Annotated in this window: 27 protein-coding genes; 18 read left to right on the top strand and 9 right to left on the bottom strand. The window is 67.5% G+C overall.

Features of this window, described 5'->3' with window-relative positions; all coding sequences use genetic code 11:
• Positions 1 to 31 precede the first annotated feature (31 nt).
• Positions 32 to 502 (bottom strand): Lrp/AsnC family transcriptional regulator, encoded by a 471-nt coding sequence (locus tag BRO63_RS10805; RefSeq protein WP_006226939.1) that lies wholly within the window; start codon positions 500 to 502, stop codon positions 32 to 34.
• A 160-nt stretch (positions 503 to 662) separates the two neighbouring features.
• Between BRO63_RS10805 and BRO63_RS10800 the strand changes: the two genes are divergently transcribed.
• From BRO63_RS10800 to BRO63_RS10775, 6 genes are all read left to right on the top strand, one after another.
• A complete protein-coding gene (locus BRO63_RS10800; protein WP_088139791.1) occupies positions 663 to 1,574 on the top strand; it encodes a DMT family transporter in 912 nt (303 codons plus the stop codon).
• Between the two features lie 81 nt (positions 1,575 to 1,655).
• On the top strand, positions 1,656 to 2,402 hold the full coding sequence (locus BRO63_RS10795; protein WP_088139790.1) for a sulfite exporter TauE/SafE family protein: 747 nt from the start codon (positions 1,656 to 1,658) through the stop codon (positions 2,400 to 2,402).
• 50 nt (positions 2,403 to 2,452) lie between these two features.
• Positions 2,453 to 2,677 carry a hypothetical protein gene (locus BRO63_RS10790; protein WP_088139789.1) on the top strand — a complete coding sequence of 75 codons (225 nt, stop codon included), beginning with the start codon at positions 2,453 to 2,455 and terminating at the stop codon, positions 2,675 to 2,677.
• A 329-nt stretch (positions 2,678 to 3,006) separates the two neighbouring features.
• The gene (locus BRO63_RS10785; protein WP_008159938.1) at positions 3,007 to 3,219 is read left to right on the top strand and encodes a hypothetical protein; all 213 of its coding nucleotides are present in this window, start codon (positions 3,007 to 3,009) and stop codon (positions 3,217 to 3,219) included.
• Positions 3,220 to 3,367: 148 nt separating this feature from the next.
• Positions 3,368 to 4,474, top strand: coding sequence for an AGE family epimerase/isomerase (locus BRO63_RS10780; protein ID WP_088139808.1), 1,107 nt, complete (start codon positions 3,368 to 3,370; stop codon positions 4,472 to 4,474).
• A gap of 103 nt (positions 4,475 to 4,577) precedes the next feature.
• Positions 4,578 to 4,793, top strand: a complete 216-nt coding sequence (locus BRO63_RS10775; protein WP_042792993.1) for a hypothetical protein — start codon at positions 4,578 to 4,580, stop codon at positions 4,791 to 4,793.
• Between the two features lie 103 nt (positions 4,794 to 4,896).
• On the opposite strand, the gene BRO63_RS10770 is transcribed toward BRO63_RS10775, so the two are convergent.
• Positions 4,897 to 5,829 carry a LysR substrate-binding domain-containing protein gene (locus tag BRO63_RS10770; RefSeq protein ID WP_088139788.1) on the bottom strand — a complete coding sequence of 311 codons (933 nt, stop codon included), beginning with the start codon at positions 5,827 to 5,829 and terminating at the stop codon, positions 4,897 to 4,899.
• 112 nt (positions 5,830 to 5,941) lie between these two features.
• Between BRO63_RS10770 and BRO63_RS10765 the strand changes: the two genes are divergently transcribed.
• The 8 genes from BRO63_RS10765 to BRO63_RS10730 all read left to right on the top strand — a co-directional run bounded on the left by BRO63_RS10765 (position 5,942) and on the right by BRO63_RS10730 (position 12,908).
• Complete coding sequence (locus BRO63_RS10765; protein WP_088139787.1) at positions 5,942 to 6,931, top strand: Bug family tripartite tricarboxylate transporter substrate binding protein; 990 nt, start codon at positions 5,942 to 5,944, stop codon at positions 6,929 to 6,931.
• A 2-nt stretch (positions 6,932 to 6,933) separates the two neighbouring features.
• Positions 6,934 to 7,803: an N-formylglutamate amidohydrolase gene (locus BRO63_RS10760; RefSeq protein WP_088139786.1), complete on the top strand. Its 870-nt coding sequence runs from the start codon at positions 6,934 to 6,936 to the stop codon at positions 7,801 to 7,803.
• 72 nt (positions 7,804 to 7,875) lie between these two features.
• Positions 7,876 to 8,205 carry a hypothetical protein gene (locus tag BRO63_RS10755; protein WP_088139785.1) on the top strand — a complete coding sequence of 110 codons (330 nt, stop codon included), beginning with the start codon at positions 7,876 to 7,878 and terminating at the stop codon, positions 8,203 to 8,205.
• A 130-nt stretch (positions 8,206 to 8,335) separates the two neighbouring features.
• A complete protein-coding gene (locus tag BRO63_RS10750) occupies positions 8,336 to 9,367 on the top strand; it encodes an ABC transporter substrate-binding protein (protein WP_088139784.1) in 1,032 nt (343 codons plus the stop codon).
• On the top strand, positions 9,354 to 10,370 hold the full coding sequence (locus BRO63_RS10745) for an ABC transporter permease (RefSeq protein ID WP_088139783.1): 1,017 nt from the start codon (positions 9,354 to 9,356) through the stop codon (positions 10,368 to 10,370). The genes BRO63_RS10750 and BRO63_RS10745 overlap by 14 nt, the downstream gene beginning before the upstream one ends.
• Positions 10,364 to 11,155: an ABC transporter ATP-binding protein gene (locus tag BRO63_RS10740; RefSeq protein ID WP_088139782.1), complete on the top strand. Its 792-nt coding sequence runs from the start codon at positions 10,364 to 10,366 to the stop codon at positions 11,153 to 11,155. The genes BRO63_RS10745 and BRO63_RS10740 overlap by 7 nt, the downstream gene beginning before the upstream one ends.
• Positions 11,152 to 12,327, top strand: a complete 1,176-nt coding sequence (locus tag BRO63_RS10735) for a c-type cytochrome (protein ID WP_256943281.1) — start codon at positions 11,152 to 11,154, stop codon at positions 12,325 to 12,327. The genes BRO63_RS10740 and BRO63_RS10735 overlap by 4 nt, the downstream gene beginning before the upstream one ends.
• A 47-nt stretch (positions 12,328 to 12,374) precedes the next feature.
• Positions 12,375 to 12,908, top strand: a complete 534-nt coding sequence (locus BRO63_RS10730; RefSeq protein WP_088139781.1) for an OsmC family protein — start codon at positions 12,375 to 12,377, stop codon at positions 12,906 to 12,908.
• 9 nt (positions 12,909 to 12,917) lie between these two features.
• Here the strand turns inward: BRO63_RS10730 and BRO63_RS10725 are convergent, their stop codons facing one another.
• Positions 12,918 to 13,760 (bottom strand): LysR family transcriptional regulator, encoded by an 843-nt coding sequence (locus BRO63_RS10725; protein WP_088139780.1) that lies wholly within the window; start codon positions 13,758 to 13,760, stop codon positions 12,918 to 12,920.
• 107 nt (positions 13,761 to 13,867) lie between these two features.
• On the opposite strand from BRO63_RS10725, the gene BRO63_RS10720 reads away from it, so the two are divergent.
• Positions 13,868 to 14,851, top strand: coding sequence for a bile acid:sodium symporter family protein (locus tag BRO63_RS10720; RefSeq protein ID WP_088139779.1), 984 nt, complete (start codon positions 13,868 to 13,870; stop codon positions 14,849 to 14,851).
• 28 nt (positions 14,852 to 14,879) lie between these two features.
• On the opposite strand, the gene BRO63_RS10715 is transcribed toward BRO63_RS10720, so the two are convergent.
• Positions 14,880 to 15,275 carry a Rieske (2Fe-2S) protein gene (locus tag BRO63_RS10715; RefSeq protein WP_088139778.1) on the bottom strand — a complete coding sequence of 132 codons (396 nt, stop codon included), beginning with the start codon at positions 15,273 to 15,275 and terminating at the stop codon, positions 14,880 to 14,882.
• A 51-nt stretch (positions 15,276 to 15,326) separates the two neighbouring features.
• Positions 15,327 to 17,132 (bottom strand): ABCB family ABC transporter ATP-binding protein/permease, encoded by a 1,806-nt coding sequence (locus BRO63_RS10710; RefSeq protein ID WP_179215071.1) that lies wholly within the window; start codon positions 17,130 to 17,132, stop codon positions 15,327 to 15,329.
• 335 nt (positions 17,133 to 17,467) lie between these two features.
• Between BRO63_RS10710 and BRO63_RS10705 the strand changes: the two genes are divergently transcribed.
• The gene (locus tag BRO63_RS10705; RefSeq protein ID WP_088139777.1) at positions 17,468 to 18,295 is read left to right on the top strand and encodes an aldo/keto reductase; all 828 of its coding nucleotides are present in this window, start codon (positions 17,468 to 17,470) and stop codon (positions 18,293 to 18,295) included.
• Positions 18,296 to 18,329: 34 nt separating this feature from the next.
• Here the strand turns inward: BRO63_RS10705 and BRO63_RS10700 are convergent, their stop codons facing one another.
• On the bottom strand, positions 18,330 to 18,515 hold the full coding sequence (locus BRO63_RS10700; RefSeq protein WP_088139776.1) for a hypothetical protein: 186 nt from the start codon (positions 18,513 to 18,515) through the stop codon (positions 18,330 to 18,332).
• Positions 18,512 to 19,687, bottom strand: coding sequence for a PepSY-associated TM helix domain-containing protein (locus BRO63_RS10695; protein WP_088139775.1), 1,176 nt, complete (start codon positions 19,685 to 19,687; stop codon positions 18,512 to 18,514). Before BRO63_RS10695 ends, BRO63_RS10700 begins: the two co-directional genes overlap by 4 nt.
• Before the next feature lie 177 nt (positions 19,688 to 19,864).
• On the opposite strand from BRO63_RS10695, the gene BRO63_RS10690 reads away from it, so the two are divergent.
• Positions 19,865 to 20,578 carry a metallophosphoesterase gene (locus BRO63_RS10690; protein ID WP_088139774.1) on the top strand — a complete coding sequence of 238 codons (714 nt, stop codon included), beginning with the start codon at positions 19,865 to 19,867 and terminating at the stop codon, positions 20,576 to 20,578.
• A gap of 38 nt (positions 20,579 to 20,616) precedes the next feature.
• Here BRO63_RS10690 and BRO63_RS10685 read toward each other — a convergent pair whose 3' ends face one another.
• Together BRO63_RS10685 and BRO63_RS10680 are read right to left on the bottom strand one after the other, a co-directional pair.
• The gene (locus BRO63_RS10685) at positions 20,617 to 23,208 is read right to left on the bottom strand and encodes a penicillin-binding protein 1A (protein WP_088139773.1); all 2,592 of its coding nucleotides are present in this window, start codon (positions 23,206 to 23,208) and stop codon (positions 20,617 to 20,619) included.
• Between the two features lie 232 nt (positions 23,209 to 23,440).
• Complete coding sequence (locus BRO63_RS10680; protein WP_088139805.1) at positions 23,441 to 24,241, bottom strand: AraC family transcriptional regulator; 801 nt, start codon at positions 24,239 to 24,241, stop codon at positions 23,441 to 23,443.
• A gap of 169 nt (positions 24,242 to 24,410) precedes the next feature.
• On the opposite strand from BRO63_RS10680, the gene BRO63_RS10675 reads away from it, so the two are divergent.
• Positions 24,411 to 25,655: an MFS transporter gene (locus tag BRO63_RS10675; RefSeq protein WP_088139772.1), complete on the top strand. Its 1,245-nt coding sequence runs from the start codon at positions 24,411 to 24,413 to the stop codon at positions 25,653 to 25,655.
• The last annotated feature ends 46 nt before the right edge of the window (positions 25,656 to 25,701 follow it).

Here is a 25,701-nt window from a genome sequence, read left to right as displayed (position 1 = left end):
CCGGGGATCCCGCAAGTCGGCGCCCAGGGCTTCAAGCAAGCGGGACGGCGGTGGTGTACAGCACCTGCTTCAACGCGAAGCTGGAGCGGATGCTGGCCACGCCGGGGATGCGGGTGATGTGTTCGACGATCAGCCGCTCCAGCGCGTCGACGTCCGGCACCAGGGCGCGGATCAGGTAGTCGGCGTCGCCCGACATCAGGTAGCACTCCATGATTTCCGGCAGGACCGCGATCTCGCGTTCGAACACGTCCAGCGCCGCCTTGCGCTGCTTGTCCAGCGAGATCTGGATGAACACGTTGACCTTCAGGCCCAACTTGCGGGCGTTCAGCAGCGTGACGCGGCGGTCGATCAAGCCTTCGGTTTCCAGCCGGCGCACGCGCGCCAGACAGGGCGAGGCGGACAGGTTCACGCGCGCCGCAAGTTCGACATTGGTCAGGCGCGCATCGCGCTGCAGTTCATTGAGGATACGGATGTCGGTGGCATCCAGGTTGATTTCCGGCATAAGTCACCTAGTAATGGTCATTCGGCAATTCATCCGTGCTGAGTATGACGGGTATTGCCGTTGAATGCAGTGAAATGTGCTGGGGTTAACCCTATAGACTATTTCATCGTTTTGCAATTGTGCCAAAACACGGAATATTCAAGCGGTAGATTGGGCAGTAATGAGTCAGCAGAGCACGTTGGGCAGGTTTTTGCCGCTGGTCGGCGCGGTAGCCATCTGGGGCGGCAATTGGCCGGTCATGAAGCTGGGGCTGGCGCATATGAGCCCGCTCTGGCTGGCCGCCAGCCGCTTTGGCTCGGCCGCGCTGATCAGCGCGCTGGTGCTGGGCATGCTGGGCCGCCTGCGCCTGCCCACGCGGCAGGAAATGCCGCTGGTGGCGGGTGTGGCGCTGCTGCAGATGGGGGCGTTCACGGCGCTGGCGCTGTGGGCGATGCAATACGTGGCGCCGGGGCGCGCGTCCGTGATCGCCTACGCCACTTCCATCTGGGTCATTCCGCTGTCCTCGCTGATCCTCAAGGAACGCCTGTCGCTGGCGCAATGGCTGGCGACGGCGCTGAGCTATGCCGGCATCGCCGTCATCGTCGCGCCCGCGTTCAGTCCCTGGCAGGCGCACACCGTCATAGGCCTGGCGATGCTGCTGGGCGCGTCCTTCGCCTGGGCCTGCAACATCATCCAGTTGCGCGGCAGCCGGCATATCCGCCTGGGCGCGGACATGATTCCGTGGCAGACGGCCATCGCGGCGCTGCCGCTGGCCGCGTTGGCGTGGATGCGCGATGGCGCGCCTGTCTTTCTGGCCGAGCCTGAGGCATGGCCGGTGATTCTGTACACCGGTCCGCTGGCCACGGCGCTGACCTTCATCGTGGTGCTGGGCATGACGCAGAAGATGCCGCCCGTGGCGACCTCGATCGCCATGCTGTGCGTGCCGGTGATCGGGCTGATCGTGTCGTCGCTGGTGTTCCACGAACGCATCTCCGCCGACCTGGCGTTGGGCCTGGCCTTGATCGGCGCCAGCGTGGCGGCGTCGGCCGCGGCGACGCGCCTGAAGCGGCCGCTGGCGTTGCGTCCTTCGTAGCGCAGGGACGAGATATCCGCGCGTTCTAGAATGTCGTGCGCCGGGACCGGTTCCGGCTTCTTTTGCGGGCGTGCGGCGGATATGGATTCCTTATATGTGCTGGTCGCGGCGGGCGCCATGGCCGCGGGTTTCGTGCAGGGCCTGTCGGGCTTCGGCTTTGGCATGGTGGCCATGTCGTTCTGGGCCTGGACCATAGATCCGAAGCTCGCCGCCGCCATGGTGGTGTTCGGCTCGCTCACCGGCCAATTGCTGGCCGCGTTCACCGTGCGCCGGGGGTTCGGGATGGCGCATCTGCTGCCGTTCGTGGCGGGCGGATTGCTGGGCATTCCGTTGGGCGTCAAGTTGCTGCCCTACCTGGATCCGCTCATGTTCAAGGCGCTGGTCGGCGGACTGCTGGCGGTCTGGTGTCCGGTCATGCTGTTTGCGACGCGATTGCCGCCCATCACCGCAGGCGGAAGATTGGCCGATGGCGTGGTGGGTGCGATGGGGGGCGTCATGGGTGGCATAGGCGGGTTCACCGGCGTCATTCCGACCCTGTGGTGCACCCTGCGCCGCTTCGACCGCGACGTGCAGCGCGCGGTGATCCAGAACTTCAACCTGTCGATGCTGGTGGTGACGATGGCGAGCTATGTCTACACGGGCGTGGTCACGCGCGACATGTTGCCGCTGTTTGCGGTGATCCTGCCGGCGATGCTGGTGCCGACCCTGTGGGGCACGCGCGTCTACGTGGGCATCAGCGACGTGGCGTTCCGCCGCATCGTGCTGGGCTTGCTCACCGTGTCGGGTGTGGCGCTGCTCGCGTCGTCGTTGCCGCAGTTGCTGTCCTAGGACGGATCCGGGGGCATGCTATCGTTGGGTATTCAAGAGAGAATCACCGCATGGCATTGCACCGTTTCGAGAAAGGCGAGCTGGGACATTGGCTGCGCATCGTGGCCGACAATGGCGAGCCCGGCGCCGCCCAGACTGAGGTGCCCGCGCACGTGGCGCAGGCGCTGGAGACGCTGCGTTGCATCGAGGCCGGCGCCGATGGCCGCTGGCTCATCACCGAGAAGGGCAAGCTCTCCCTGCGCATGGAAGAGCCCGGCGCGATCCATTTGCGATAGCCCGCCAAATCCGATTATGTCGACAACCGGAACGGCTTGAAGCCGCATCCCGCGTTTCGCCGCGTCTTGATCGTTTGGGGCTGGTATTTCCACACAATTTGCGAATGTTTTCGCAGTATTTCGCAGGTTCGCGACTATTCGGGCCGCGCTACGGGAATTTCCTGAGAGGGAATGCGCGATTTGGCTGCTTTTCGACGTATCGCGGGCGCCGAGTCGCCAGTAAGATGAACTTGCGTGACGTTTGCAGGTCTATTCATTTGCGCGGGAATTCTGCTCCCGCAACGTCACGCGTGGTTCACGCGTTTAGGTAACCGACTGGGAGGTAGCACATGCAGCATCGTGACCAGGAAGTTCTGATCGACGTTTCCACAGCGGCCATGGATACCGGCGGATATGGCGTACTGCTGACGGTTACGGCTGAGGGCGGCACCGAAGTGGATGCCGCGTTTTCCCACTTGGGCAACTGCGCTTCGTTGGACGAAGCACGCGATCGCGCGGAAGTATTCGCGCAGAACTGGGTAGAGGAAAACATCTTCCGATAGGGCGCTGCGCCCTGGACGGAGCTGATAGGCGGGACCGGTCTGTGTGAGCATGACGCTTCGGAGAATACTCAAAGGTTTGCGACGAAGATTTCGGTTATCGTTGCTGCTCCAAAATCTGGGGCCCTCATTGGGTATGCGCCGTTCCAAGATGACTGCCGCACAGACCAACTCTTCACTTGCGGAACACCTCCGCGCATTCCGCGACCACTTTGATTCCGTTGTCCTGCCCCTCTGGATGGGGCAGGGTTTCAATGGCGCGCTCGGCCTGCCTTATGAATCGCTGGACGCGGCCACCGGCGCCGCGCTGCCGGCCGCGCGCTACCGCGCCATGGCTTGCGCGCGCCAGCTCTACGTATTTTCGGAAGCGCCCGGGGCCGCCGCGGGCGCGCATGCCCACCTGCTGTTCGAGTCGCTGCGGCGCGTGTTCCGCGACGAAGTCCACGGCGGCTGGCGCTACAGCGTGGACGCCCAGGCGCGTGCGCTGGACGAAACGCAGGACCTCTATACCCATGCCTTCATCGTGCTGGCTTGCGCTGCCTATTTCCGCCGCAGCCGCAACGCGGATGCGCGCAAGCTCATGCTGTCCACGTCCTCGGCCATCGAGGCGCGCTTCAAGACCGCCGATGGGCTGTACCACGCGGCGCTCAGCCCGGACCTGAGCCAGTCGCTGCGCGCGCCCGCGCAGAATCCCATGATGCATCTGACCGAGGCGTATCTGGCCGCGGCCCAGGTCGCGGAGCCCGCCCTGTACGCGCAGCGTCTGCGCGGCCTGGCGCAAGGCATCAGCCATTTCTTCGTGCACGCGCCCTCGCAGTGCATTTCGGAGGAGCGGCAAGGCACTCCCGGCAATCGGCTGGAGCCCGGGCACCAGTTCGAATGGCTGTCGCTGGTGCACGGCTCGGCCGAGGTATTCGACGGCCTGGACCTGGCGGAATCGCTGCCGCGCGCGGTGCGCTGGTCGCGCCGCCATGGCGTGGACGCGGGCGGGGTGGCGGCCTCGCTGAACGAATCTGGCGCCGTCATCGACGACACGCGCCGGATCTGGGCGCAGACCGAGTATCTGCGGGTGCTCGGCGTGCTGGGCGATCTGCCCGCGCTGGAGGCCGGGCTGGCCATGTTCCGCGCGCGTTTCCTGCACGCGGGCGGCTGGTACGAATGCCTGGACGCGGATGGGGCGGTGGTGCGCGCGGACATGCCTTCGACCTCGCCGTACCACCTGGCTACCTGCCTGGCCGCCATGCCGACCGTTGTTTAATTGTGGCGTTAACAATTATTTTTGGATTTATCGTCATATATTGATAGAAAAGTATTGGTGGAATCCCTTACAATTTAGTTACTATGTTTGTAGGGAAGCATCAATGAGCGTTATGTGCCTGGCTTGCCAACGCATTAACCCCGGGCTTGCTGGCGTTGCGCCGCATGCCCATCTGGGGCATCAGGGATTCACCAACCCGACGCAGAAAGGCCGCGAAGAAAGCCGTGAAGACCACTTCCGCTGCCTGAACTGCGGAGCGAAATGGCTGCGTGAAACCGATAAATGGGGCGTGGACCTGGGATTCAAGCTCGCGCCCTGAGCATTGCGCCGCGTCATCCGAACGGGCTCCTCGCAGGAGCCCGTTTTCATTCTGTAGCATTTGCTGCTGCGGTGCGAAACCACATGTTTCGTCGAATCGGCTTTCAGCCGGGACCGGCGGCCAGCACGTCCGGGTCTTGCCCGGCCGTCTCCAGCAGCCACTGGCGGAAACAGGCCAGCGCGTAATGGTCGCGCCGCTGTGCCGGCGCGCACAGGTGGTAGCCGCGAGCGATGCGTATCGGCAAGTCGGGAAAGGGGGCGGCCACGCGCCCCGCCTGCAGGTCGTCGCGGACCAGGCAGCGCTGCAGCACGGCGATGCCCATGTCGGCCATGACGGCGCGGACCAGGATGGACACCTGGTCAAAGCCATTGGACAACTGGACCGAGGCGCGCGGCACGCCGGCGGCGGCCAGCCATTGCACCCAGTTGTCCATGCCGTTCGAGTGATACAGCAGCGGCTCCCCGAGCAGGCCGGCCGGCGTGTCCCAGAGCCCCTGCGCGCGCCGCGCGGCCAGCCGGGCGGGGTGGCAGATCACGACCAACTCACGCCCGATCACGTAGTCCACCTGCCAGCCCGGCCATTGCTCCGGCATGCCGGACAGGATGCTGGCGTCGGGCGTCGCTCCCGAAAAATCCTCGTTGCGGCGATAGGCCGCGAAGCCGAGCTGGATGTCGGGGTGGCGCGCGTGAAAGTCAGATAGGCGAGGCAGCAGCCAGGCGCTGGCCAGCGTCGGCACCGTCGACAGCGTCAAGCGCTGACGGCGGTCGTTGGCGCGCAATCCGGCGCTGAGCGACTCGATCTCCTGCAAGGGGCCTTGCGCGCCGTCGTACAGGCGGCGTCCGGTTTCGGTCAGGGTCAGGCCATGGGCGTTGCGATGCATCAGCGGTTGGCCGAAATGCGCTTCCAGGCGGGAAATGGCCCGGCTGACGGCGCCCTGGGTGACGCATAGGACCTCGGCGGCGCGCGTGAAGCTGCCCAGGCGCGCCGCCGTCACGAAGGCGTGCAGTTCGGACATGGAGGGCGAGTGCAGTCGCATCTAGCATGACCAATGGTAATGAAGCCGTGCAATATAGTCGTTTGAAAGGGGACCGTAAAGTTCGGACACTGGCGGCCTTGTCGATTGACCTTCAACTTTCGGAGTCATCCCCATGTCTCGCCGCCTTCTGGGCCGGTCCGCGCGCTTCGCGTTCGCCGGCATGTTCGCCACGCTGACCTTCGCCGGCATCGCCCAAGCCGCCGACTATCCCGCCCGCCCCATCAAGCTGGTGGTGCCGTTCGCCGCCGGCGGTTCGACCGACATCGTGGCGCGCCTGGTGGCCGAGTACGCCGGCCGCGACCTGAAGCAGACCATCGTGGTCGAGAACAAGGCTGGCGCGGGCGGCTCCATGGGCATGGAGCAGGTGGCGCGCGCCACGCCCGACGGCTACACCATCGGCATGGCCACGATGAGCACGCACGGTTCGAACCCGGCCGTGTTCCGCAAGATGAACTACGACCCGGTGAAGGACTTCGTGCCGGTGGCCAACGTGGTCGCCGTGCCCAGCATCTTCGCGATCAACCCGGGCCTGCCGGCCAAGAACATGGCCGAGTTCGTGGCCCTGGCCAAGAAGCAGCCGGAGCGCTACAGCTTCGCCTCGCCGGGCGTGGGCTCGCTGGGCCACGTGAACATCGAGAACTTCATGATGCTGTCCGGCATCAAGCTGCTGCACGTGCCGTACCGCGGCGCCGGTCCGGCGTTGAACGACGTGATGGGCGGCCAGGTGGACGCGATCACCGACAACCTGTCCTCGACCTTGCCGCAGGTGCAGGGCGGCAAGCTGCGCGCGCTGGCCGTGCTGGGCGCCGAACGCTCGCCGCTGTTGCCCGACGTGCCGACCTACATCGAGCTGGGTTACCCCGACATGGGCACGGGCGGCTGGTTCGGCCTGGTGGCGCCCGCCGGCACCCCGCCGGCCGTGATCGAACGCCTGAACAAGGCGGTGCGCGCGGCCCAGGACGATCCGGAATTCCGCAAGAAGGCCGAGGAAGTGGGTGGTACGCTGGTGCGCACCACGCCTCAGGAATTCGAGGCGCAGATCCAGCAGGCCCTGGCCCGTTACGCCAAGGTCGCCAAGACTGCCAACATTCAGGCTGATTGAAGATGACCCACGCCGACTTCGACGCTGTTTCCGTACACGAGCCCACGGGCCCGGCCCTGCCGCTGGTCTGCGATTCGCCGCATAGCGGCGAGCGCTATCCCGACGACTTCGGCGCCGCGGCCACCCTGGCGCAGCTGCGCCAGGGCGAGGACACGCACGTGGACGCGTTGTGGTCGGCGGCGCCGGCCCTGGGCGCGACGCTGATCGCGGCGAACTTTCCGCGCGTCTACATCGATCCCAACCGCACGCTGCAGGACCTGGACCCTGAACTGTTGGCGCAGCCCTGGCCCGAAGCGCTGGACCCGGGTGAGAAGACCCGCCTGGGCAAGGGTTTGATCTGGCGCAGGATGGACAAGTCCACGCCCATCTACGATCGCAAGCTGACGCTGGCCGAAGTGCGCCACCGCATCCAGGCGTACTACGAGCCCTATCACGCGGCGCTGTCGCAGGCGATCCAGCAGGTGCGGCAGCGCTTTGGCGCGGTCTGGCACCTGAACCTGCACTCCATGCCCAACGATGCCTACGAGCGCCTGGGCCGCCAGAGCGAGCACCCGCTGGCGGACTTCGTGCTGGGCGACCGCGACGGCACGACCTGCGAGCCGGAGTTCATCGCCCTGATCGAGGCGGCCTTGCGCGACAAGGGCTATACCGTGGCGCGCAACGACCCCTACAAGGGCGTGCAGCTGATCGCCCAGATCGGCCAGCCCGCCTTGAACCGCCACAGCCTGCAGGTGGAAATCCGCCGTCCCTTGTACATGGACGAGGCCACGCGCGAGCGCAACTCGGGGTTCGCGCCGCTGCAGGCCGACCTGTCCGACGTGCTGGCGCAGGTGGCGGCGTATGTGCGTACGCGCCAGGCGGCGCAGGCTTAAGTTTCCCTGCGGCTGGCCGTAGTCGGTAACAAGGAATCGCGCCCGTTTCGGGCGCGGCCTCACGGAACCGCAATGGCTGAGAAGATCATCAACGGATTTTCGGTGCTCGCGTACGCGACCCAACCCGAGGGGCGCGTGCCGCCACGCGCTTTCATCGAAACGCGGCGGCTGCCGAAGAAAAAAAGCCAGGCCGAACTGGACGCGCAGGCTGCAGCCCAGGCGGACGCGCAAGCACAACCGGATGAAGCCGAGCACGACGCCGAGCCTGACACTCAGGCCTTCGAGATCTTCATCAGCCGGCGCTTCCGCAGCACGGTGGAGGCCATGTCGGCCGCGCGCAACGCGCTGGACCGCGTCAAGCAGGTCGACGAGGACGGCGTTCCGGACCATCTGCCCGAATAGTCCGGCCCCCGGGCGGCCATGCGCCGCCCATATTGTTATCCCGACTTTGTATTTGTCTAACCCCTGAGCGCAGGCCGATGATGCCGCATGGCAATCATCGCCATTCACAGTCTGCTCAAAAGGAAGGTTGATGAATACGAACGTCCATTCCCGCGCCATTTCCACGCGGGGAATTTCGCGCCGCGCGCTGTTGCGCGCGGCAGGCGCCGCAGGTCTTGCCGCGCCGCTGGGCATGCTGGGTTCGCGCGTGCTGGCCGCCAATGCCGCGCCGCGCACTTTCAAGATCGCATGGAGCCAGACCGCGGTCTGCCAGTCGCCCGTGTCCGTGGCGCTGGAGCGCGGCTTCTTCGACAAATACAACCTCAAGGTCGAACGCATCAACTTCAGCGGATCCACCAATCAGCTGTTGGAGGCGATCGCCACCGGCCACGCCGATGGCGGCATCGGCATGGCGCTGCGCTGGCTGAAGCCGCTGGAACAGGGCTTCGACGTCAAGCTGGCCGTGGGCACGCATGGCGGCTGCATGCGCTTGCTGACGGCGCAAGACTCGCCCATCAAGAGCGTCAATGATCTGAAGGGCCGCCGCGTGGCCGTGTCGGACCAGGCCAGCCCGGTGAAGAATTTCTTCGCGATACGCGTGGCGCAGCTGGGCCTCGATCCCGAATCGGTGGACTGGCGCCAGTATCCCCAGGACCTGTTCGGCGAGGTCCTGCGCAAGGGCGAGGTCGACGCCATCGCGGGCGACGATCCGCTGATCTACACGCTGCGCGAAGACAACAAGCTGCGCGAGATCGCCACCAACATCGAGGGCGACTATGAGAACCGCACCTGCTGCGTGCTGGGCCTGCGCGGCGACCTGGTGCGCAAGGATCCCGAGGCCGCGGCAGCCATTGCGCGCGCGGTGATCGACGCGCAGCGCTGGACGGCCTCCAACCCGGACGAGACGGCGCGCATCTTCGCGCCCTATGTGCCCGGCAAGGTGCCGGCCGAACGCGTGGCCGCGATCCTGCGCAGCCATAGCCATGGCCATGCCACGACGGGCGCCGCGTTGCGCGAAGAGATCGTGGGCTATGCCAAGGATCTGAAGACGATCAAGGTGCTGAGCGCGGGCCTGGACGTCAACAAATACGCGCAAGTGGTGGTGCCCAATGTCCTCGGCTGACGTATTGCATGCCCCGGCCGCGGGCGCGAATCCGCCCGCGCGCGACTGGCGCCTGTGGAAGACCGGTATCGCCGCCGCCGCGCTGTGGGCGGGCGTGGGCGGCGTGACGCTGGCGTGGCCGAACGTGGAGGTGGGCTTCTCGTCCTGGGGCTACACGCGCGAATTCGGCGCGGCGGCGTTGACGCTGGCGGTGTTGCTGCTGTTGGTGGCGGCGCCGGGGGCGGGTCAGTTGCGTGCGGTGCGCGCCTTGCATCGCGCGGGTCCCTGGCTGGTGGTTTTGGCCCTGGCGGTGGGCGCCTGGGAAATCGTGACGGCCAAGTTGGCGCTTCTGCCCAGTCCGTTCTTCGCGCCGCCGCAGTCGCTGATCGAGGTCTACGCCTCCGACTACAAGCGGCTGGCCGACAGCCTGGTGAATTCGCTGTGGCTGCTGGCCAATGGCTTTCTGCTGGGCGCGGCGGCCGGCTTTCTGACTGGGGTCGCCATAGGCTGGTCACGCGGCCTGGGCTACTGGGTGCATCCGGTGCTGCGCTTCCTGGGGCCGGTGCCGTCCACGGCCTTGCTGCCGATGGCGTTCTTCTTCTTTCCGTCGAGCTGGTCGGCAGCGGTCTTCCTGATCGCGCTGGCCACCTGGTTTCCGGTCACGGTGCTGACGTGGTCGGGCGTGGCGGGCGTGAACCGGGCCTACTACGACGTGGCGCGGACCATGGGCGCCAATGAGTGGTTCCTGGTGCTGCGCGTGGCGATCCCGGCGGCCTTGCCGCAGGTCTTCGTGGGCTTGTTCATGGGTCTGGGCGCGTCGTTCTCGGTGCTGGTGGCGGCCGAGATGATGGGTGTGAAGTCCGGGCTGGGCTGGTACCTGTCATGGGCCCAGGGCTGGGCGTCCTACGCCAATATGTACGGCGCGCTGATTGTGATGGCGCTGGTGTTCTCGGGCCTCATCACCTTGCTGTTCCTGGGGCGCGACCGCCTTCTGGCCTGGCAGAAGGGAGTCGTGAAATGGTAGCGGCAGCGGAGCCTGAAAAGCGGGATGCGGCCGGCGCCGCGCTGGCCGTGCGCGGCGTGAACCATCACTTCGACCTGGACGGCGCGCAGCTGCCGGTGCTGGACGGCATAGACCTGGACGTGAAGCCGGGCGAGTTCGTGGCCCTGCTGGGGCCCAGCGGCTGCGGCAAGTCGACGCTATTGCGCCTGGTGGCGGGCCTGGAGCCGCCGGCCGAAGGCGGCCTGCTGGCGGATGGCGAGCCGATCACGGGGCCCGCGCCTACACGCATCGTGGTGTTCCAGGACCCCACGCTGTATCCCTGGCGCACGGTCTGGGACAACGTGGCCCTGGGGCTGCAGGCGCGCGGCCTGTTGAAGACGCAGCGCAGCCGGGTGGACGAGGCCTTGCAGCGCGTGGGACTGAAGGCGTTCGGCCAGGCCTATCCGCATCAGCTGTCCGGCGGCATGGCGCAGCGCGCCGCGCTGGCGCGGGCGCTGGTCAACGATCCGCGCATCCTGATCCTGGACGAGCCGCTGGGCAAGCTGGATTCGCTGACCCGCATCGCCATGCAGTCCGAACTGGTGGACTTGTGGCAACGCGAAGGCTACACGGCCTTGCTGGTCACGCATGATGTGGAGGAAGCGCTGTTCATGGCCACGCGCATCGTGGTACTGAGCGAGCGGCCGGCGCGGATCAAGGACGAGATCGTCAACGACCTGCCGTACCCCAGGCATCGGGGGGATCCGCGCCTGGCGGCGTTGCGCCATCGCGCGCTGGCCTTGCTGGGGCTGGACGCGACGTGGTGAGCATCGCGCAACGCCGGCCGGCGGCTGCCGCTGGCGCGGCGCGGTGGACCCGGCGGCGCGCGGCGGCGCTGCTGGCGCTCGGCTTCGCCGCGTTGGCGCTGACCCTGGCCGCCACGGTCTGGCGGTGGTTGGGCCAGGCGCCGACGCTGGCGTATTGGCCATTCGCGTGGCGCTACGACCCGGACCTGCCCGTCAGTCCGCATACCTGGCGCCAGCTGTGGCTGGCGTTGGCGCAGTCGGCGGCGGCGCTGGCGCTGCTGTGCGGCGCGCTGTACGCCAAGCGCCGGCGGCTGGCATGGCTGAGCGCCGCCGCCGCGCTGGCGCTGCTGACCGACTGGCCGAGCCCGCGGATGCTGCTGACCGAGGCGCACAGTTCTTCCTACCAGCGCTCGCCCCTGCCATTTTCCGATGCCAATCTGCTGCAGGGCGGACGGCTGTACCAGGCGCATTGCGCCGCATGCCATGGCGCCGCGGCCGATGGGCGGGGCGAGCTTGCGGCCAGCCTGCCGGTGTGGCCCAGCGTGCTGGGACCGGCGCTGTTCCAGAACAGGCTCGAAGGCGAGCTGCACTGGCGCATCGCGCATGGCGGCCAGGAACCGGCGGCCAAGCCCGCGATGCCGGCGTTCGGTTCCACGCTGAGCGCCGATGAGATATGGCAGGTACTGGACTATCTGCGTCTGCGTGCCTATGGAGCAGAGGGCGGCAAGGGCATGCCGGCAGTCGCCGCGCCCGTGGTCGATCTGGATTGCCGCGACGGGCGGGCGACGCTGCTGAGCGGCTTGCGCGGACTGCCCCTGCGCGTGACGGCGCATGCGCCGGGGGCGTCCGAGGAACCGCAGGATCCGCGCTTGCTCACCGTGGCGCTGACGCGAGGCGGCGGGCAGGGCGTCTACGCGGATTGCGTGGCGGCAGGCGAAGAGGCCTGGAACGCCTACGCGCTGGCAGCCGGCGTGCCGCCAGACGAGCTGGCCGGCGCGCAGTTCATGGTCGACCGCCAGGGCTGGCTGCGCGCGCGCCGCCTGCCGGGCGCGGCTCCGGCCTGGACCAGCGCGGACGATGTCTGCGGCCCGGGAGGGCGGATGGAGGGCACGACGGCGCGCGGCCTGGGCCAACTATTGCAGGCGATGGATCGTGCGCCCATCGCCATTCCGGATATGCGCCGCGAACATTGACTGCGGCGCTTGTTCAAGCACATATCCACCCAAGCGAGGTCTGCAACATGAGTACGTTGAACGAATACCTGGGCCAGAAACGCGAGGCCGTGCTGGCGCGCAACGCGCGCGATCCGCACGCCGTGACGCCGGTGAAATTGCGCGCGCAGGTCAGCGCTGAAGGCCGCAGCGGCGTGCGCCGCATCCGGATCCGCGATCACCAGGTGGTCAGCGACAGTCCCGCCGATTTCGCGGGCTACGACCTGGGGCCGAGTTCGCCCGAGCTGCTGCTGGGCTCGCTGGGCAGTTGCCTGACGCACATCTTCCTGATCAAGGCGGCCGAACTCGAGTTGCCGCTGGAGTCGTTGCAGGTGGAGATCGAAGGCGACCTGGACCCGCGCGGCGGCAAGCCGGGTTATGAGCAGGTGCCGTTCTTTCCGCACAACATCCGCTATACCGCGCACATCGTGTCGCCGGCCGACGAGAGCGCGGTGCGCGCCGTGCATGAGGCGGTGGAGCAATGGTGCCCGATCCTGAATCTGCTCAAGCAGCCGCAGCCGCTGGAAGGCCGCGTGCAGCACACCCGCCCGGCGGCGCAGTAAGGAGGGGCCTCAGGTCAGCGTGCTGCGCATCAGGATCTCGGTCAGCGCCCGCGTGGGCTTATTGGGCGCGGGCGCCGAGATCACGATGAATTCCACCTGCGGCAGGGCGGGCAGCTGCGCGGCGCCCGCCGGGGCCGCCAGGCCTAGCGTGGACAGATGCGAAGGCTGCACCGTGATGCCCAGGCCGGCGCGGGCGGCCGCCTGGCAGCCCGCATAGCTGGTGCTGGTGCATACGATCTGCCAGCTGCGGCCGGCGCGGGCCAGCGCGTCCAGCGCCAGGCTGCGGGTTACGCTGGGTTCGCGCAGCAGGATCAGCGGCAGCGGTTCGCCTGGCGCCACGCGCAGGCCTTCCTTGGCCCGCCACAGCAGGGCTTCTTTGTGCAGGGTCTGGCCGCGGCGGTCGCCCTTGCGGCGCTTGCCTATCATGACGTCCAGGCCGTTGTCGTCCAGCAGCTTGTAGAGCTCGCTGGTGACGCCGATGGTCAGGTCCAGTTCCACCTCGGGGTGGGCCAGCCGGAAGGCGGCCAGCACGTCGGGCAGGGGACCCATCGCCAGGTCGTCCGAGGTGCCCAGGCGCACGCGGCCGCGCAGGCGCGGCGCGTCGAACAGGCGCTCGGCCCGCTCGTGCGCGTCCAGGATGATCTGCGCATGCACCAGCAGGCTGCGGCCATCGCTGGTAAGCGCGAGCGAGTGCGTGTCGCGCTGGAACAGGCGCCGGTTCAGGCCCTGTTCCAGCTGACGGATGTGTTCGCTGACCGTGGGCTGGGTCAGGCCCAGGCGCCGGGCGGTTTCGGTGAAGCTGGGCGCGGCGGCGGCCGCGGCGAAGGTCTTGAGCCACAGGGGATTGAGCATGGCGTCCTGGTCATAGGGAAGTCCGATGACAGTTAAAGTACCTAGTGGGCTTCACGATGGCAAGCGCCGTGCCTATAGTTTCCGCAATCCCCACGGAAATCTCTGCCATGCGCCGCTTCCTGCCCGACCAATTCACGCTCATCCTGATTGCCACGGTGGTCTTCGCCAGCTTTTTCCCGGCCGTGGGCAAGGGCGCGGCGTTCATGACCGTGGCCAGCAACATCGCCATTTCGCTGCTGTTCTTCCTGCACGGCGCCCGGTTGTCCACCGACGCCATCGTGGCCGGCGTGAAGGACGTGCGCCTGCACGCGCTGATCCTGGCCTGCACCTTCCTGCTGTTTCCGGCGCTGGGGCTGGGCTTGCGGGCGCTGTTTCCCAACCTGTTGACGCCGTCGCTGTGGTTGGGCGTGCTGTTCGTCTGCACCCTGTCTTCCACCGTGCAGTCGTCGATCGCCTTCACCTCCATGGCGCGCGGCAATGTGCCGGGCGCGATCTGCGCGGCCACCGCGTCGAACCTGCTGGGCACGGTGCTGACGCCGCTGCTGGTGGCGGTGCTGCTGCACCGCCAGGGCGGCGGGCATGGACTGGCCGACGCCGGCCGCATCCTGCTGCAGCTGCTGCTGCCGTTCGCGGTGGGCAGCCTGTTGCGGCCCTGGATCGGCGCCTGGGCCCAGCGCAACAACCGCACGCTGTCGAAAGTGGACCGCAGCTCCATCCTGCTGGCCGTCTACACGGCGTTCAGCGAGGCGGTGGCGCAGGGCATCTGGCACGCATTCCCGCCCATCGACCTGGCCTCCATGGTGCTGGTCAACGCCTTGCTGCTGGGGACGGTGCTGCTGGTCACGACCTGGGGCAGCCGCAAGCTGGGCTTGTCCAAGGAGAACGAGATCACGCTGGTGTTCTGCGGCTCGAAGAAGTCGCTGGCCTCGGGCATTCCGCTGGCCACGGTGCTGTTCGGCACCTCGCAGATGGGCGTGGTGGTGTTGCCGCTGATGATCTTCCACCAGATGCAGCTGATGGTCTGCGCGGTGCTGGCGCGCCGCTACGCGGAACGCCAGGCGCCGGCCGAGGCCGCGGTGGCGCGGGCCTGAGGTCCGCGCAAGGTTCTTGCCTGAGCGGTCAGCCCTGGGCGGGCGCGTCGTCCAAAGGACGGATCTTGCCGGCCGGCTGCCAGTAGACCGCGCCGTCGCGTTCCTCGACGGCCAGCACGGTCAGGCGGCCGTTTTTACAGGGGCCGCCCACGCACAGCCCGGTGTCGGGCTGGTAGGTGGCGCCGTGGCGCGCGCACATGATCAGGTCGCCGGCGCGGGTGAAGAAACTGCCTTCCCAATCCAGTTCCACGCCCACGTGGGCGCAGCGGTTGAGATAACCGTGCACGCGGTCCTGGTAGCGCACGAAGAAGGCCGTGGTGCGGCCTGCGGCATCCGACACGGGAATCTTCACGCCCAGGCCGCCGTTGACGAGGTCGGAGGCGGCGCAGACGCGGACGGCGGGGGCGGAGGGTGAATCCTGCATGGCGAGCCTGGAAATCAAAGGGTGCGATGTTCGGACAGGGCGGACGGCTTGTCAATCCGTTGCGGCGGCCGGGGCGCTTTCCTGCTGGCGCGCCCACATGCTGGCGTAGAGGCCGCCCAGCGCCAGCAACTGCGCATGGCGGCCGCGCTCGACGATGCGGCCCTCGGCCAGCACGATGATCTCGTCGGCGTCCGCCACGGTGGACAGGCGGTGGGCGATGATGAGCGTGCTGCGGCCCTGGCTGACTTCGCGCAGATTGGCCTGGATTTCGCGTTCCGTGTGCGTGTCCAGCGCGCTGGTGGCTTCGTCGAACAGGAAGATGGGCGGGTTCTTCAGGATGGTCCGGGCGATCGCCACGCGCTGCTTTTCGCCGCCCGACAGCTTCAGTCCGCGTTCGCCCACCATGGTCTGGTAGCCGTCCGGCATGGCCATGATCAGGTCGTGGATGTGCGCCAGGCGCGCGGCCGCCTGGATTTCGTCCTCGCTGGCGCCGGGGCGGCCGTAGCCGATGTTGTAGAGGATGGTGTCGTTGAACAGCACGGTGTCCTGCGGCACGACGCCGATCGCGGCGCGCAGGCTGGCTTGCGTCACGTTGCGCACGTCCTGGCCGTCGATCAGGATCGCGCCGCCGTCGGCGTCATAGAAGCGGAACAGCAGGCGCGCGATGGTCGATTTCCCCGCGCCCGATGTGCCGACCACGGCCACGGTCTTGCCGGCGGCAATGGTGAAGCTGACGCCTTTCAGGATGGGGCGGCGCGCGTCGTAGCCGAAATGCACGTCGCGGAACTCCACCGCGCCGCCCGCCACGCGCAGCGGCTGGGCATCGGGGCTGTCGGCCACTTCGCGGTCCTGTCCCAGCAGCTCGAACATGCGCTCCATGTCGATGATGGCCTGCTTGATTTCGCGGTAGACGAAGCCGAAGAAGCTCAGCGGCTGGTACAGCTGCAGCAGGTAGGTGTTGACCAGCACGAAATCGCCCAGCGTGTAGCGGCCCTCGGCGATGCCGGTGGCGGCCATCCACATGACCAGGGTCAGGCCCACCGAGATGATGGCGGCCTGGCCGATGTTGAGGATGGACAGACTGACCTGGCTGCGCACGGCGGCGCGTTCATAGCGGGTGAGCGATGCGTCGTAGCGGCGCGCCTCGTGCTCCTCGTTGCCGAAGTATTTGACCGTTTCGTAGTTCAGCAGGCTCTCGATGGCCTTGGTGTTGGCCTCGGAATCGGTTTCGTTCATCTGGCGGCGGAACTTGGCGCGCCATTCGGTGACGAGCAGCGTGTACGCCATGTACAGCGTGACGGTGGCGCCGGTGGCCAGCGCCAGCCAGATGTCGAACATCTTCCACAGCACCACGCAGACCAGCCCGATTTCGAAGAAGGTCGGCAGGATGCTGAAGAGCAGGAACGACAGCAGGGTCTGGATGCCCTTGGTGCCGCGCTCGATGGCGCGGTTCAGGCCGCCGGTCTGGCGCGTCAGGTGAAAGCGCAGCGCCAGCGCGTGCAGATGGCGAAAGACCTGCAGGCCGACCGCGCGGATGGCGTGCTGTCCGACCCGCGCGAAGATGGCGTCGCGCAGCTCCGAGAACAGCAGGGACAGCACCCGGGCCGTGCCATAGGCCAGGATCAGGCCCAGCGGCACGGTAACGGCGCCTGGGGCGCCCTGGCCCAGCTCGTCGATGGCGTGCTTGTACAACAGGGGGACATAGACCGTGGCCACCTTGGCCGTGAACAGGCACAGCAGGGCCGCGACCACCCGAATTTTCAAACCCGTCTCGCCGGGCGGCCAGAGATAGGGAAAGAGGGTGCGCAGGGTGGAAAAGCCGCCGCGGCGTTCGGGCCGCGTGTCAGGAGCGTTCATGGTCAGGGGGGATGCATGGGCCGGCAGGCCGTCGGAAGCGCATTATCGGCCACGGGCGGAATTTCTGCCGCCGGGCCGCGCCCAGGGGCGCAAACGCCTGCTTTGCCGGGGGAGATTCAGGGAATTTGCGGGTCTGGGGGTATTATCGGCCTCACGACCCCTGGGATGTGTAGACCTCTCCCGGGGGTTTTCAATCCGGCATGGTGACTCGGGCGCAGCCTGGCGGGCCCGTTCTTTACTGTCTCAACCAAGGATGAAGCCTGGCTGCCCCTTGGTTGCGCGACCCGGCGCATATTCGCCGCGCGGACGTCGCGTCGCAAGCTACGGAGGGTCTTATGGCGAAAGTACCGGCAATGAAATTGAACGACGGCGGCAAGATTCCCCAGCTGGGCCTGGGCGTCTGGCAGGTGCCGAACGATCAGGCGGCCGCAAGCGTGAAAGAGGCGCTGGCGGCGGGCTACCGCTCGGTGGACACCGCGGCCATCTATGGCAACGAGGCGGGCGTGGGCGCGGGTTTGCGCGCGGCGGGCGTGGCGCGCAAGGACCTGTACATCACCACCAAGCTCTGGAACGACAGGCACGGCTACGACGAGGCCCATAAGGCCATGGACGAGAGCCTCGAAAAGCTGGGCCTGGCCTACGTCGACCTGTACCTGATCCACTGGCCCGTGGCCGGCAGCACGAAGTTCGTGGATGCCTGGAAGGCCATGACGGAAATGAAGGAAGACGGCCGCGCGCGCTCGATCGGCGTGTCCAACTTTACCCAGGCCAACCTGGAGCGGTTGCTCGACGCGTTCGGCGTGACGCCGGCGGTGAACCAGGTCGAGCTGCATCCCGGCTTCACCCAGCAGGCGCTGCGGGCCTTCCATGCCAAGCACGGCATCGCGACGGAGTCCTGGAGCCCCTTGGCCCAGGGCGGCGTGGCCAAGGACAAGGTCATCCTGGATCTGGCCAGGAAGCACGGCAAGTCGCCCGCCCAGGTGACGCTGCGCTGGCACTTGCAGAACGATCTGATCGTGATCCCGAAGTCGGTGACGCCGGCCCGCATCCGCGAGAACATCGACGTCTTCGACTTCGAGCTGTCGGCGGCCGACATGGCCGCCATCGACGGCATCAAGGAAGGCGCGCGCCTGGGGCCGGACCCGGAGACCTTCGGCAAGTAATGCCGGGCGCCGGCACGGGGCAAGGCGCTCGCGCCTAACGCTGCAGCGGGAACACCCAGTAACGCGCGATGACCGCCAGCAGGATGGCCAGGGAGATCCAGGACGCCCAGTGCCAGCCCCCCGTGCCCAGCAGCGCGGCCAGGAGGCCGAACACGCTGAGCACGCCCAGCAGGATCGGGACGCCCCAGACAAACATGAAACCTCGGGACGTCTTGCTCATGCGGGAGTCCTTTTCGGAATGGCGGCGGCCTGGTGCTTGCGCACGAGTTCGGCGATGCGCGCCTCGGTGGCGCGGCGGCGGGCCAGCCAGAGATAGAGGCCGCTGACCAGCACGACGATGGTGATGACGTCCAGCAGCGCCCAGATGATCTTCAGCGGCATGCCGCCGTAGTCGCCGAAATGCAGCGGCCGCGACAGTTCCAGCGCGGTCAGGTACCAGGGCATCTTGGCCACGGTGGTCAGCTCGCCGGTCTTGCCGTCCACCAGCACGGGCGTGTTCAGCTTGGAGGTGAGCGGCGTGTCGCCGCGCATCCAGGTGATGTAGTGGTGGGGGCTGCCGAAGGCGTTGCCGGGGAAGGCGATGAAGGACACCTCGTTGCCGGGCAGGGCCTTTCTGGCCGTGTCGGCGGCGCCCTGGGCCGAGGCCAGCTCGGTGGGCACGTTCTGGCCCTTGTAGGGCTCCAGGATGCGCACCAGTTCAGTGGACTGCCACAGGCGGAACAGCGGGGTGGAGAGTTCGTTGATCACGCCGGTCAGGCCCACCACGAAGGCCCAGACCAGCGTCACGATGCCCAGCAGATTGTGCAGGTCCAGCCACTTCAGGCGGGTGGAACGGGTGGCGCGCACCGTGCCGAACTCCAGCTTCTTCATGAAGGGCCCGTAGAGCACCACGCCGGACACGATGGCCACGCAGAACAGCAGTCCCATGAAGCCCAGGAACAGCTCGCCGGGCAGGCCCGCGAACAGGTCCACGTGCAGCGCCAGCATGATGCCCATGAAGGAAAACTTGTCCTGGGTGTAGAGCGGGCCGTCCAGCAGCACGTCGCCGGTGCGCGCGTCCATGCGCACGGCGTGGCCCGACACCTGGCCGTCGCCGGGCGTTTTCGCCATGCCCACATAGACTTGCGGCTCGTCCGGGTCGAGGAACAGGTAGTCGACGACTTCGCCCGGATACATGGCGCGGGCGCTGTCGACCAGCTTGTCCAGGTTGGCGCGCGGAGTCGAGGCGGGCACGTCCGATAGCGGCTTGGCATCGTCGAGCCAGTGTTCGATCTCGTGGTGGAACACCAGCGGCAAACCGGTAAGACAGATGACGAGCAGGAAAATGGTGCAGACCAGGCTGGTCCATTTATGGACCAGATACCAGGTTTTGATGGTGGACGCGGCGGTCATGGGGAGGGCGGGGCCCTTGCAGGCGCGGGTTGGGGAAAACTAGATATTATCGCGAATAGTATTGATTCTCGTAACCAAATTTTGACCACGGCGGGGCAAGGGTGGGCAGGCGGGGCGGCGCGAAAGCGGGTTAAAAAGAGGGATCAAGCATCAACCCAGCGGTAGTCCCGGATCATCATGGAGCAGCGTTTTCTCAAAGTCCCGCGCAACGAGCTAGGCCGCGATTTCGCGGTGGGCGATCTGCATGGACATTTTTCCCGCCTGCAGGAAAGCCTGGACCAGCTGGGCTTCGATCCGTCTCGGGACCGCCTGTTTTCCGTGGGAGACCTGGTGGACCGGGGCCCGGAAAGCGAGGCTGCGCTGGAGTGGCTGGCGCGGCCGTGGTTCTACGCGGTGCAAGGCAACCACGAGGACTACGCGATCCGCCACGTGCGCACCGGGCAGGTGGACGTGGACAACTGGCGCGGCTACGGCGGCGGCTGGTTCCTGGACCTGCCATCGGAGCGCCAGGAGGTTTTCGCCGAGGCTTTCGCGCAACTGCCCATCGCCATCGAGGTCGAAACCCTGGACGGCGCGGTGGGGTTGCTGCATGCGGACTGCCCGGTGCTGTTCTGGCCGCGGCTGGAATCCGCCTTGCAGGACCGCTACCGGCGCACCAGCGCCGCCTGCCAATGGTCGCGCGACCGCCTGCGGCAGATGGACCGCACCGGCATCCGCGGGGTGAGGGCGGTGGTGGCCGGGCATACGCCGGTCCCGGCGCCGCTGGTCCTGGGCAACGTCTACCACATCGATACCGAGGGCTGGAAATCCGGCTACTTCACCTTCCTGGACCTGGAATCCCTGCGGGCCTGGCCGCGCGAGGCCGTGACCGAACTCGCGGAGCAGGAATAGCCGCTTGGATGCCCGGCGGCTGGCGCCGGGCGTGCCCTCTATAGCGGCCGGGCGGCCACCGGTCCGGCGCCGCTGACGGCGCTGGCGCGGGCGGGCGTGTCGGCGTCCACGCGCGGCACGGGGATGGGTGGGATGACGGGCGCATTGCCCGCCGGCGCGCCACCCGCGGGCGCCACGGGAACGGGCAGTGCCACCGGCGGCTGGGCAGGGGCGCCCTGCGGCATCGCGCCGCCGGGCGGCAAGGGCTTGACCGAGGTGTCCACGCCGTCCGTCGAACGGTTGTTGTTCAGGAAATCGGTCAGCGCGTCGCCCGAGGACAGGTCTAGCGAAGCCACGGCCTGGCCCGGCGGGAATTCCGAGAAATAGTATTCGCCGTTGTCCACGAGCAGGCCGTCCGGCCGCGGCGCGGGCTTGGCTTCGGGCACGCCCTTCAAGGCCGGCTGCATGTAGTCCAGCCAGGTCGTCAGGGCCAGGCCGCTGCCGAATTCGTTGGTGCCCAGCGACTTGGGCTGGTCAAAGCCCATCCAGACCGTGGTGGCCAGGTTGGGCGTGAAACCCGAGAACCAGACGTCCACGGCCTCGTTGGTGGTGCCGGTCTTGCCGCCGACGTCGTTGCGCTTGAGCACCTGATGCGCGCGCGCGGCGGTGCCGCTGACGGTGACGCCGCGCAGGATATCGTCCATGACCCAGGCGGTGCGGGGATCGATGGCGCGGGCCTGTTCGTCGCCGGCGACGACCGGCTGCGCCTGCATCAGCACGTTGCCCGAACGGTCGGTGACGCGGTCCACCAGATAAGGGGTGACGCGGTAGCCGCCGTTGGCGAACACGCTGTAGCCGTTGACCACCTGCAGCGGCGTGGCGCCGCCGGCGCCCAGCGCCAGCGGCAGCACCGCCGGCCAGCGCGACTTGTCGAAGCCGAAGCGCGTCAGGTAGTCCTGCGCATACTGCGGCGAGATCGCCTGCAGGATGCGAATCGACACCATGTTCTTGGAACGCATGAGGCCCTGGCGCAGGGTCAGCATGGGCTCATACTTGTTGCCGTCGTTCTTGGGCTGCCAGGCCTTGGAGCCGGTCTGCTCCGCGGTCAGCATGAAGGGCTGGTCGGAGATCTGCGTGGCCGGGGTCAGGCCGCGTTCCAGCGCCGCCGCGTAGACGAAGGGCTTGATGTTGGAGCCGGGCTGGCGCCAGGCCTGCGTCACGCGGTTGAAGCCGCCGCGGTTGTAGTCGAAGCCGCCGATCATGGCGCGGATGGCGCCGTCCTGCGGCACCATCGACACCAGCGCCGCCTGCAGGGTCGGCATGTTGATGATTTCCCAGCCGTCGCCGTTCTTGTGGATGTAGACGACCGAGCCGCGGCGCAGGCGCTGGCTGTCGCTGGCCTTGGGGTTGAGCGCGCGCGCCACCACTGCCAGCGCCTTCTTGTCGCTGATGGTGATGATGTCGCGCGCGCTGCGCGCCAGCGTCACTTCGGTAGGGCTGGCGGCCAGCACCACGGCGGTCAGCAGGTCTTCGCTGTCCGGCGTTTTTTCCTGCACGCCATCCAGGATTTCGTCCAGCGCGCCCGGATCCTGTTCGACGCCGTCCGGCAGGTCGATCTGGTCTTCCGGGCCGGGATACACGGCGCGGCGGGTGTAGTCCATCACGCCGTCGCGCACGGCGCGGTAGGCGGCTTCCTGGTCCTTGGAATCGATGGTGGTGTAGACGTCGATGCCCTTGGTGTAGGTCTGTTCCTGGAACACGCCGTACATCAGCTGGCGCGCCAGCTCGGCCGGGTAGTCGCCGTGGATCGCGAAGCCGCGCGCGCTGGCGCCGTCCGCGCCGCGGATGGTCAGGCGCTGCTTGAGCGCTTCGTCGGCCTGTTCGGGCGTGAGATAGCCCAGCGTCTTCATGCGGCCCAGCACGTAGTGCTGGCGGATCTCGGCGCGCGGGAAATTGGTGATGGGGTTGAAGCGCGACGGGGCCTTGGGGATGCCGGCGAGCATGGCGGCCTCGGCCGGCGTGACCTCGGACAAGGGCTTGCCCAGATAGGTGCGCGAGGCGGCGGCGAAACCATAGGCGCGGTGGCCCAGGTAGATCTGGTTCATGTAGAGCTCGAGGATCTGGTCCTTGGAGAGCTCGGATTCGATCTTGAACGTCAGCAGCAGTTCATAGAACTTGCGCGAGTAGGTCTTTTCCGACGACAGGTAGAAGTTGCGCGCGACCTGCATCGTGATGGTGCTGCCGCCCTGGCTTTTGGAGCCTTTGACGAGGTTGGTCAGCACCGCGCGCGCCACGCCCATCCAGTCGACGCCGCCGTGGCTGTAGAAGCGGTCGTCCTCGGCCGCCAGCACCGCCTGGCGCATCACGGGCGGGATCTCGTCAAAGCGCAGCACGTTGCGGTGCTCTTCGCCGTATTCGCCGATCAGCACCTTATCCGCCGTATAGATGCGCAGCGGCACCCGCGGACGGTAGTCCGTCATGGCGTGCAGGTCCGGCAGGCTGGGCCAGGCCAGGGCCAGCGCCAGGCCGAGCGCGATGCCGCCGCACACGGCGGCGCCGCCGGCGGCTACGCCCGCCTTGACGAGGATGCGTTTCCAGGGGAGGCCCGGTTTGCCGCCCGGGGTGGCGGAGGATTGCTGGGGGGTGCTCATTGCAGGCGATTCTAGGGCAGAACGCTATAGACCGCGCACGGAGCAATAAGGTTTCGGTAACCAAACTTGCCCGGGGGGCGGAGTTAGCGCGGACGCCGGGGAAATACAGGGACGGGGTCTAGCATACGCTGGGCGCGGCTTTGTTGCGGCGCGGCGGCGCGGGGACGCCCTGAAATGTATTGCGGGCCGTGACAAACGGCAAGTCCGGTTGCAGGCGTCAGCCGTGCTTCAGTCAGCTGTTCTTCAGGTAGCCCTGGGGCGGCGCGCCCAGGGCGCGGTGGAACATGGCCGAGAAGGCGCTGGCGCTGCGGTAGCCCAGGTCGGCGGCGATGCGCGCGACCGGCACGCCCTGCGACAGCCTGCACACCGCCTCGGCCAGCCGGACCTGCTGCACCCACTGCCGGTAGTTCAGCCCCAGCTCCGCCTGGAACAGGCGGATCAGCGTGCGCGCGCTGGCGCCGACTGCGTCGCCCCAGTCTTCGATGCCGCGCTGCAGTCCGGGATCGTCCAGGATGGCCGCGCAGATGGTCTGCAGGCGGCGGTCGCGCGGCCAGGGGATCTGCAGCGGCGCGACGCGGGCGGAGGCCAGCTCGGAAAGCAGCAGGGCGGCGACCTGCCCGGCGCGGCCGTCCAGCGGATAGTCGATGGGCTCGGCGGTCAGCGCCAGGATCAGCTCGCGCAGCAGGCCGCTGACCTCGACCACCTGGCATTGCGGCCAGTAGTCGCGGGCGGTCTCGGCGTCGAGGTAGAGCGAGCGCATGGACACCGCGCCCACCATGTCCACGCCATGCGGCACGCCGGCAGGCACCCACAGCGCGCGCAGCGGCGGCAGGGCCCAGAAGCCGCTGGGCGTGGTGACGCGCATGACGCCTTCGACCGCGTAGACCAGTTGCGCGCGCGGGTGCGAGTGGGTGCCCGTGCGGGTCCCTGGCAGGAATTCCTTGGCCATGGCCGTCACGGCGCGCGGCCGGTGCTGGTAGTCCTGGGGATTGATACTGCGGGCGGGGTCGGGCAAAAGGAGGCGGGCGGGCATGCTTGTCACTTCCGGCATAAGGATGAGAGGGCAGGCTAAAGCGCGGTTTCCGTATTTTGTCACTTAAGCGACGAAAATTGGCAGATCAATCCAGGCCCGGATTCCTACACTGGCTACAGGCCCCGGCGCGCTGCCGGGCATGCTCCCACCTTATCCGCGTCCGCCACCCATGAATCCACCGCAGAATCCCGCCGCCGGCATCGCCGCCGCCAATCCGGCCCCGCCGCCCGCGGCCTCCTCGGATCCGTCCACCGCCTTCAAGGTGCTGGGCGCGATCAGCGTGGCGCACCTGATGAACGACATGATCCAGTCGATCCTGTTGGCCATCTATCCCATGCTGAAGGATTCGTTCAGCCTGTCGTTCGCGCAGATCGGCCTGATCACGCTGGTCTACCAGCTTGCGGCCTCGCTGCTGCAGCCTTTCATCGGCTTCTATACGGACCGCCATCCCAAGCCGTACTCGCTGCCGGTGGGCATGGGCTTCACCCTGCTGGGGCTGCTGTTGCTCTCGATGGCGCCGTCGTTTGGCTGGCTGCTGGTGGCCGCGGTGCTGGTGGGCACGGGCTCGTCGGTGTTCCACCCTGAGTCCTCGCGCGTGGCGCGCATGGCATCCGGCGGACGCCATGGCCTGGCGCAGTCGCTGTTCCAGGTGGGCGGCAACGTGGGCTCGGCGCTGGGGCCGCTGCTGGCCGCGCTCTTCATCATTCCGCACGGGCAGCGCAGCGTGGCCTGGTTCTCGCTGGCGGCGCTGTTCGGCATCGTGGTGCTGACCGGCATCGGACGCTGGTACAGCGCCAACCGCGTCCTGCTCAAGCCGCGCGCGCGGCGCGAGGGCGCGGGCAACGGGCTGTCGCGCAACCAGGTGCTGGGCGCGCTGGCGGTGCTGGGCGTGCTGGTGTTTTCCAAGTATTTCTACCTGGCCAGCCTGAACAGCTATTTCACGTTCTACCTGATCGACAAGTTCGCGCTGTCGGTGCGCGAGGCGCAGCTCTATCTGTTCCTGTTCCTGGCCGCGGTGGCGGTGGGAACGGTGGTGGGCGGGCCCGTCGGCGACCGCATCGGCCGCAAGATCGTGATCTGGGTGTCGATCCTGGGGGTGGCGCCGTTCACGCTGCTGCTGCCCTATGTGAACCTGTTCTGGACCGGTGTGCTGGTGGTGATCATCGGCATGGTGCTGGCCTCGGCGTTCTCGGCCATCGTGGTCTATGCGCAGGAGCTGGTGCCGGGCAAGGTGGGGATGATCGCCGGGCTGTTCTTCGGCTTTGCCTTCGGCATGGGTGGCGTGGGCGCCGCGGCGCTGGGCAAGCTGGCCGACGCCACCAGCATCGGCTACGTGTACCAGGTCTGCGCCTATCTGCCCTTGCTGGGCGTGGTGGCGATCCTGCTGCCGAATGTAGAGAAGGCGCGCCGCTGAAGGCGCGCGTGCGGCCCGGCGCCGCAAAGCCATGCGGCGTCGGGCC

The sequence above is a fragment of the Achromobacter xylosoxidans genome, from assembly GCF_002192695.1.
Taxonomy (GTDB): domain Bacteria; phylum Pseudomonadota; class Gammaproteobacteria; order Burkholderiales; family Burkholderiaceae_B; genus Achromobacter; species Achromobacter xylosoxidans_C.
Note: the sequence above shows the minus strand (reverse complement) of the source record. Positions and strands in the feature narration are given on the sequence as shown.

Bases quoted from the DNA above. Each gene is read 5' to 3' on its own strand.
- BRO63_RS10805 (WP_006226939.1), bottom strand. From the start codon at position 502: ATGCCGGAAATCAACCTGGATGCCACCGACATCCGTATCCTCAATGAA.
- BRO63_RS10800 (WP_088139791.1), top strand. From the start codon at position 663: ATGAGTCAGCAGAGCACGTTGGGCAGGTTTTTGCCGCTGGTCGGCGCG.
- BRO63_RS10795 (WP_088139790.1), top strand. From the start codon at position 1,656: ATGGATTCCTTATATGTGCTGGTCGCGGCGGGCGCCATGGCCGCGGGT.
- BRO63_RS10790 (WP_088139789.1), top strand. From the start codon at position 2,453: ATGGCATTGCACCGTTTCGAGAAAGGCGAGCTGGGACATTGGCTGCGC.
- BRO63_RS10785 (WP_008159938.1), top strand. From the start codon at position 3,007: ATGCAGCATCGTGACCAGGAAGTTCTGATCGACGTTTCCACAGCGGCC.
- BRO63_RS10780 (WP_088139808.1), top strand. From the start codon at position 3,368: ATGACTGCCGCACAGACCAACTCTTCACTTGCGGAACACCTCCGCGCA.
- BRO63_RS10775 (WP_042792993.1), top strand. From the start codon at position 4,578: ATGAGCGTTATGTGCCTGGCTTGCCAACGCATTAACCCCGGGCTTGCT.
- BRO63_RS10770 (WP_088139788.1), bottom strand. From the start codon at position 5,829: ATGCGACTGCACTCGCCCTCCATGTCCGAACTGCACGCCTTCGTGACG.
- BRO63_RS10765 (WP_088139787.1), top strand. From the start codon at position 5,942: ATGTCTCGCCGCCTTCTGGGCCGGTCCGCGCGCTTCGCGTTCGCCGGC.
- BRO63_RS10760 (WP_088139786.1), top strand. From the start codon at position 6,934: ATGACCCACGCCGACTTCGACGCTGTTTCCGTACACGAGCCCACGGGC.
- BRO63_RS10755 (WP_088139785.1), top strand. From the start codon at position 7,876: ATGGCTGAGAAGATCATCAACGGATTTTCGGTGCTCGCGTACGCGACC.
- BRO63_RS10750 (WP_088139784.1), top strand. From the start codon at position 8,336: ATGAATACGAACGTCCATTCCCGCGCCATTTCCACGCGGGGAATTTCG.
- BRO63_RS10745 (WP_088139783.1), top strand. From the start codon at position 9,354: ATGTCCTCGGCTGACGTATTGCATGCCCCGGCCGCGGGCGCGAATCCG.
- BRO63_RS10740 (WP_088139782.1), top strand. From the start codon at position 10,364: ATGGTAGCGGCAGCGGAGCCTGAAAAGCGGGATGCGGCCGGCGCCGCG.
- BRO63_RS10730 (WP_088139781.1), top strand. From the start codon at position 12,375: ATGAGTACGTTGAACGAATACCTGGGCCAGAAACGCGAGGCCGTGCTG.
- BRO63_RS10725 (WP_088139780.1), bottom strand. From the start codon at position 13,760: ATGCTCAATCCCCTGTGGCTCAAGACCTTCGCCGCGGCCGCCGCCGCG.
- BRO63_RS10720 (WP_088139779.1), top strand. From the start codon at position 13,868: ATGCGCCGCTTCCTGCCCGACCAATTCACGCTCATCCTGATTGCCACG.
- BRO63_RS10715 (WP_088139778.1), bottom strand. From the start codon at position 15,275: ATGCAGGATTCACCCTCCGCCCCCGCCGTCCGCGTCTGCGCCGCCTCC.
- BRO63_RS10710 (WP_179215071.1), bottom strand. From the start codon at position 17,132: ATGAACGCTCCTGACACGCGGCCCGAACGCCGCGGCGGCTTTTCCACC.
- BRO63_RS10705 (WP_088139777.1), top strand. From the start codon at position 17,468: ATGGCGAAAGTACCGGCAATGAAATTGAACGACGGCGGCAAGATTCCC.
- BRO63_RS10700 (WP_088139776.1), bottom strand. From the start codon at position 18,515: ATGAGCAAGACGTCCCGAGGTTTCATGTTTGTCTGGGGCGTCCCGATC.
- BRO63_RS10695 (WP_088139775.1), bottom strand. From the start codon at position 19,687: ATGACCGCCGCGTCCACCATCAAAACCTGGTATCTGGTCCATAAATGG.
- BRO63_RS10690 (WP_088139774.1), top strand. From the start codon at position 19,865: ATGGAGCAGCGTTTTCTCAAAGTCCCGCGCAACGAGCTAGGCCGCGAT.
- BRO63_RS10685 (WP_088139773.1), bottom strand. From the start codon at position 23,208: ATGAGCACCCCCCAGCAATCCTCCGCCACCCCGGGCGGCAAACCGGGC.
- BRO63_RS10680 (WP_088139805.1), bottom strand. From the start codon at position 24,241: ATGCCCGCCCGCCTCCTTTTGCCCGACCCCGCCCGCAGTATCAATCCC.
- BRO63_RS10675 (WP_088139772.1), top strand. From the start codon at position 24,411: ATGAATCCACCGCAGAATCCCGCCGCCGGCATCGCCGCCGCCAATCCG.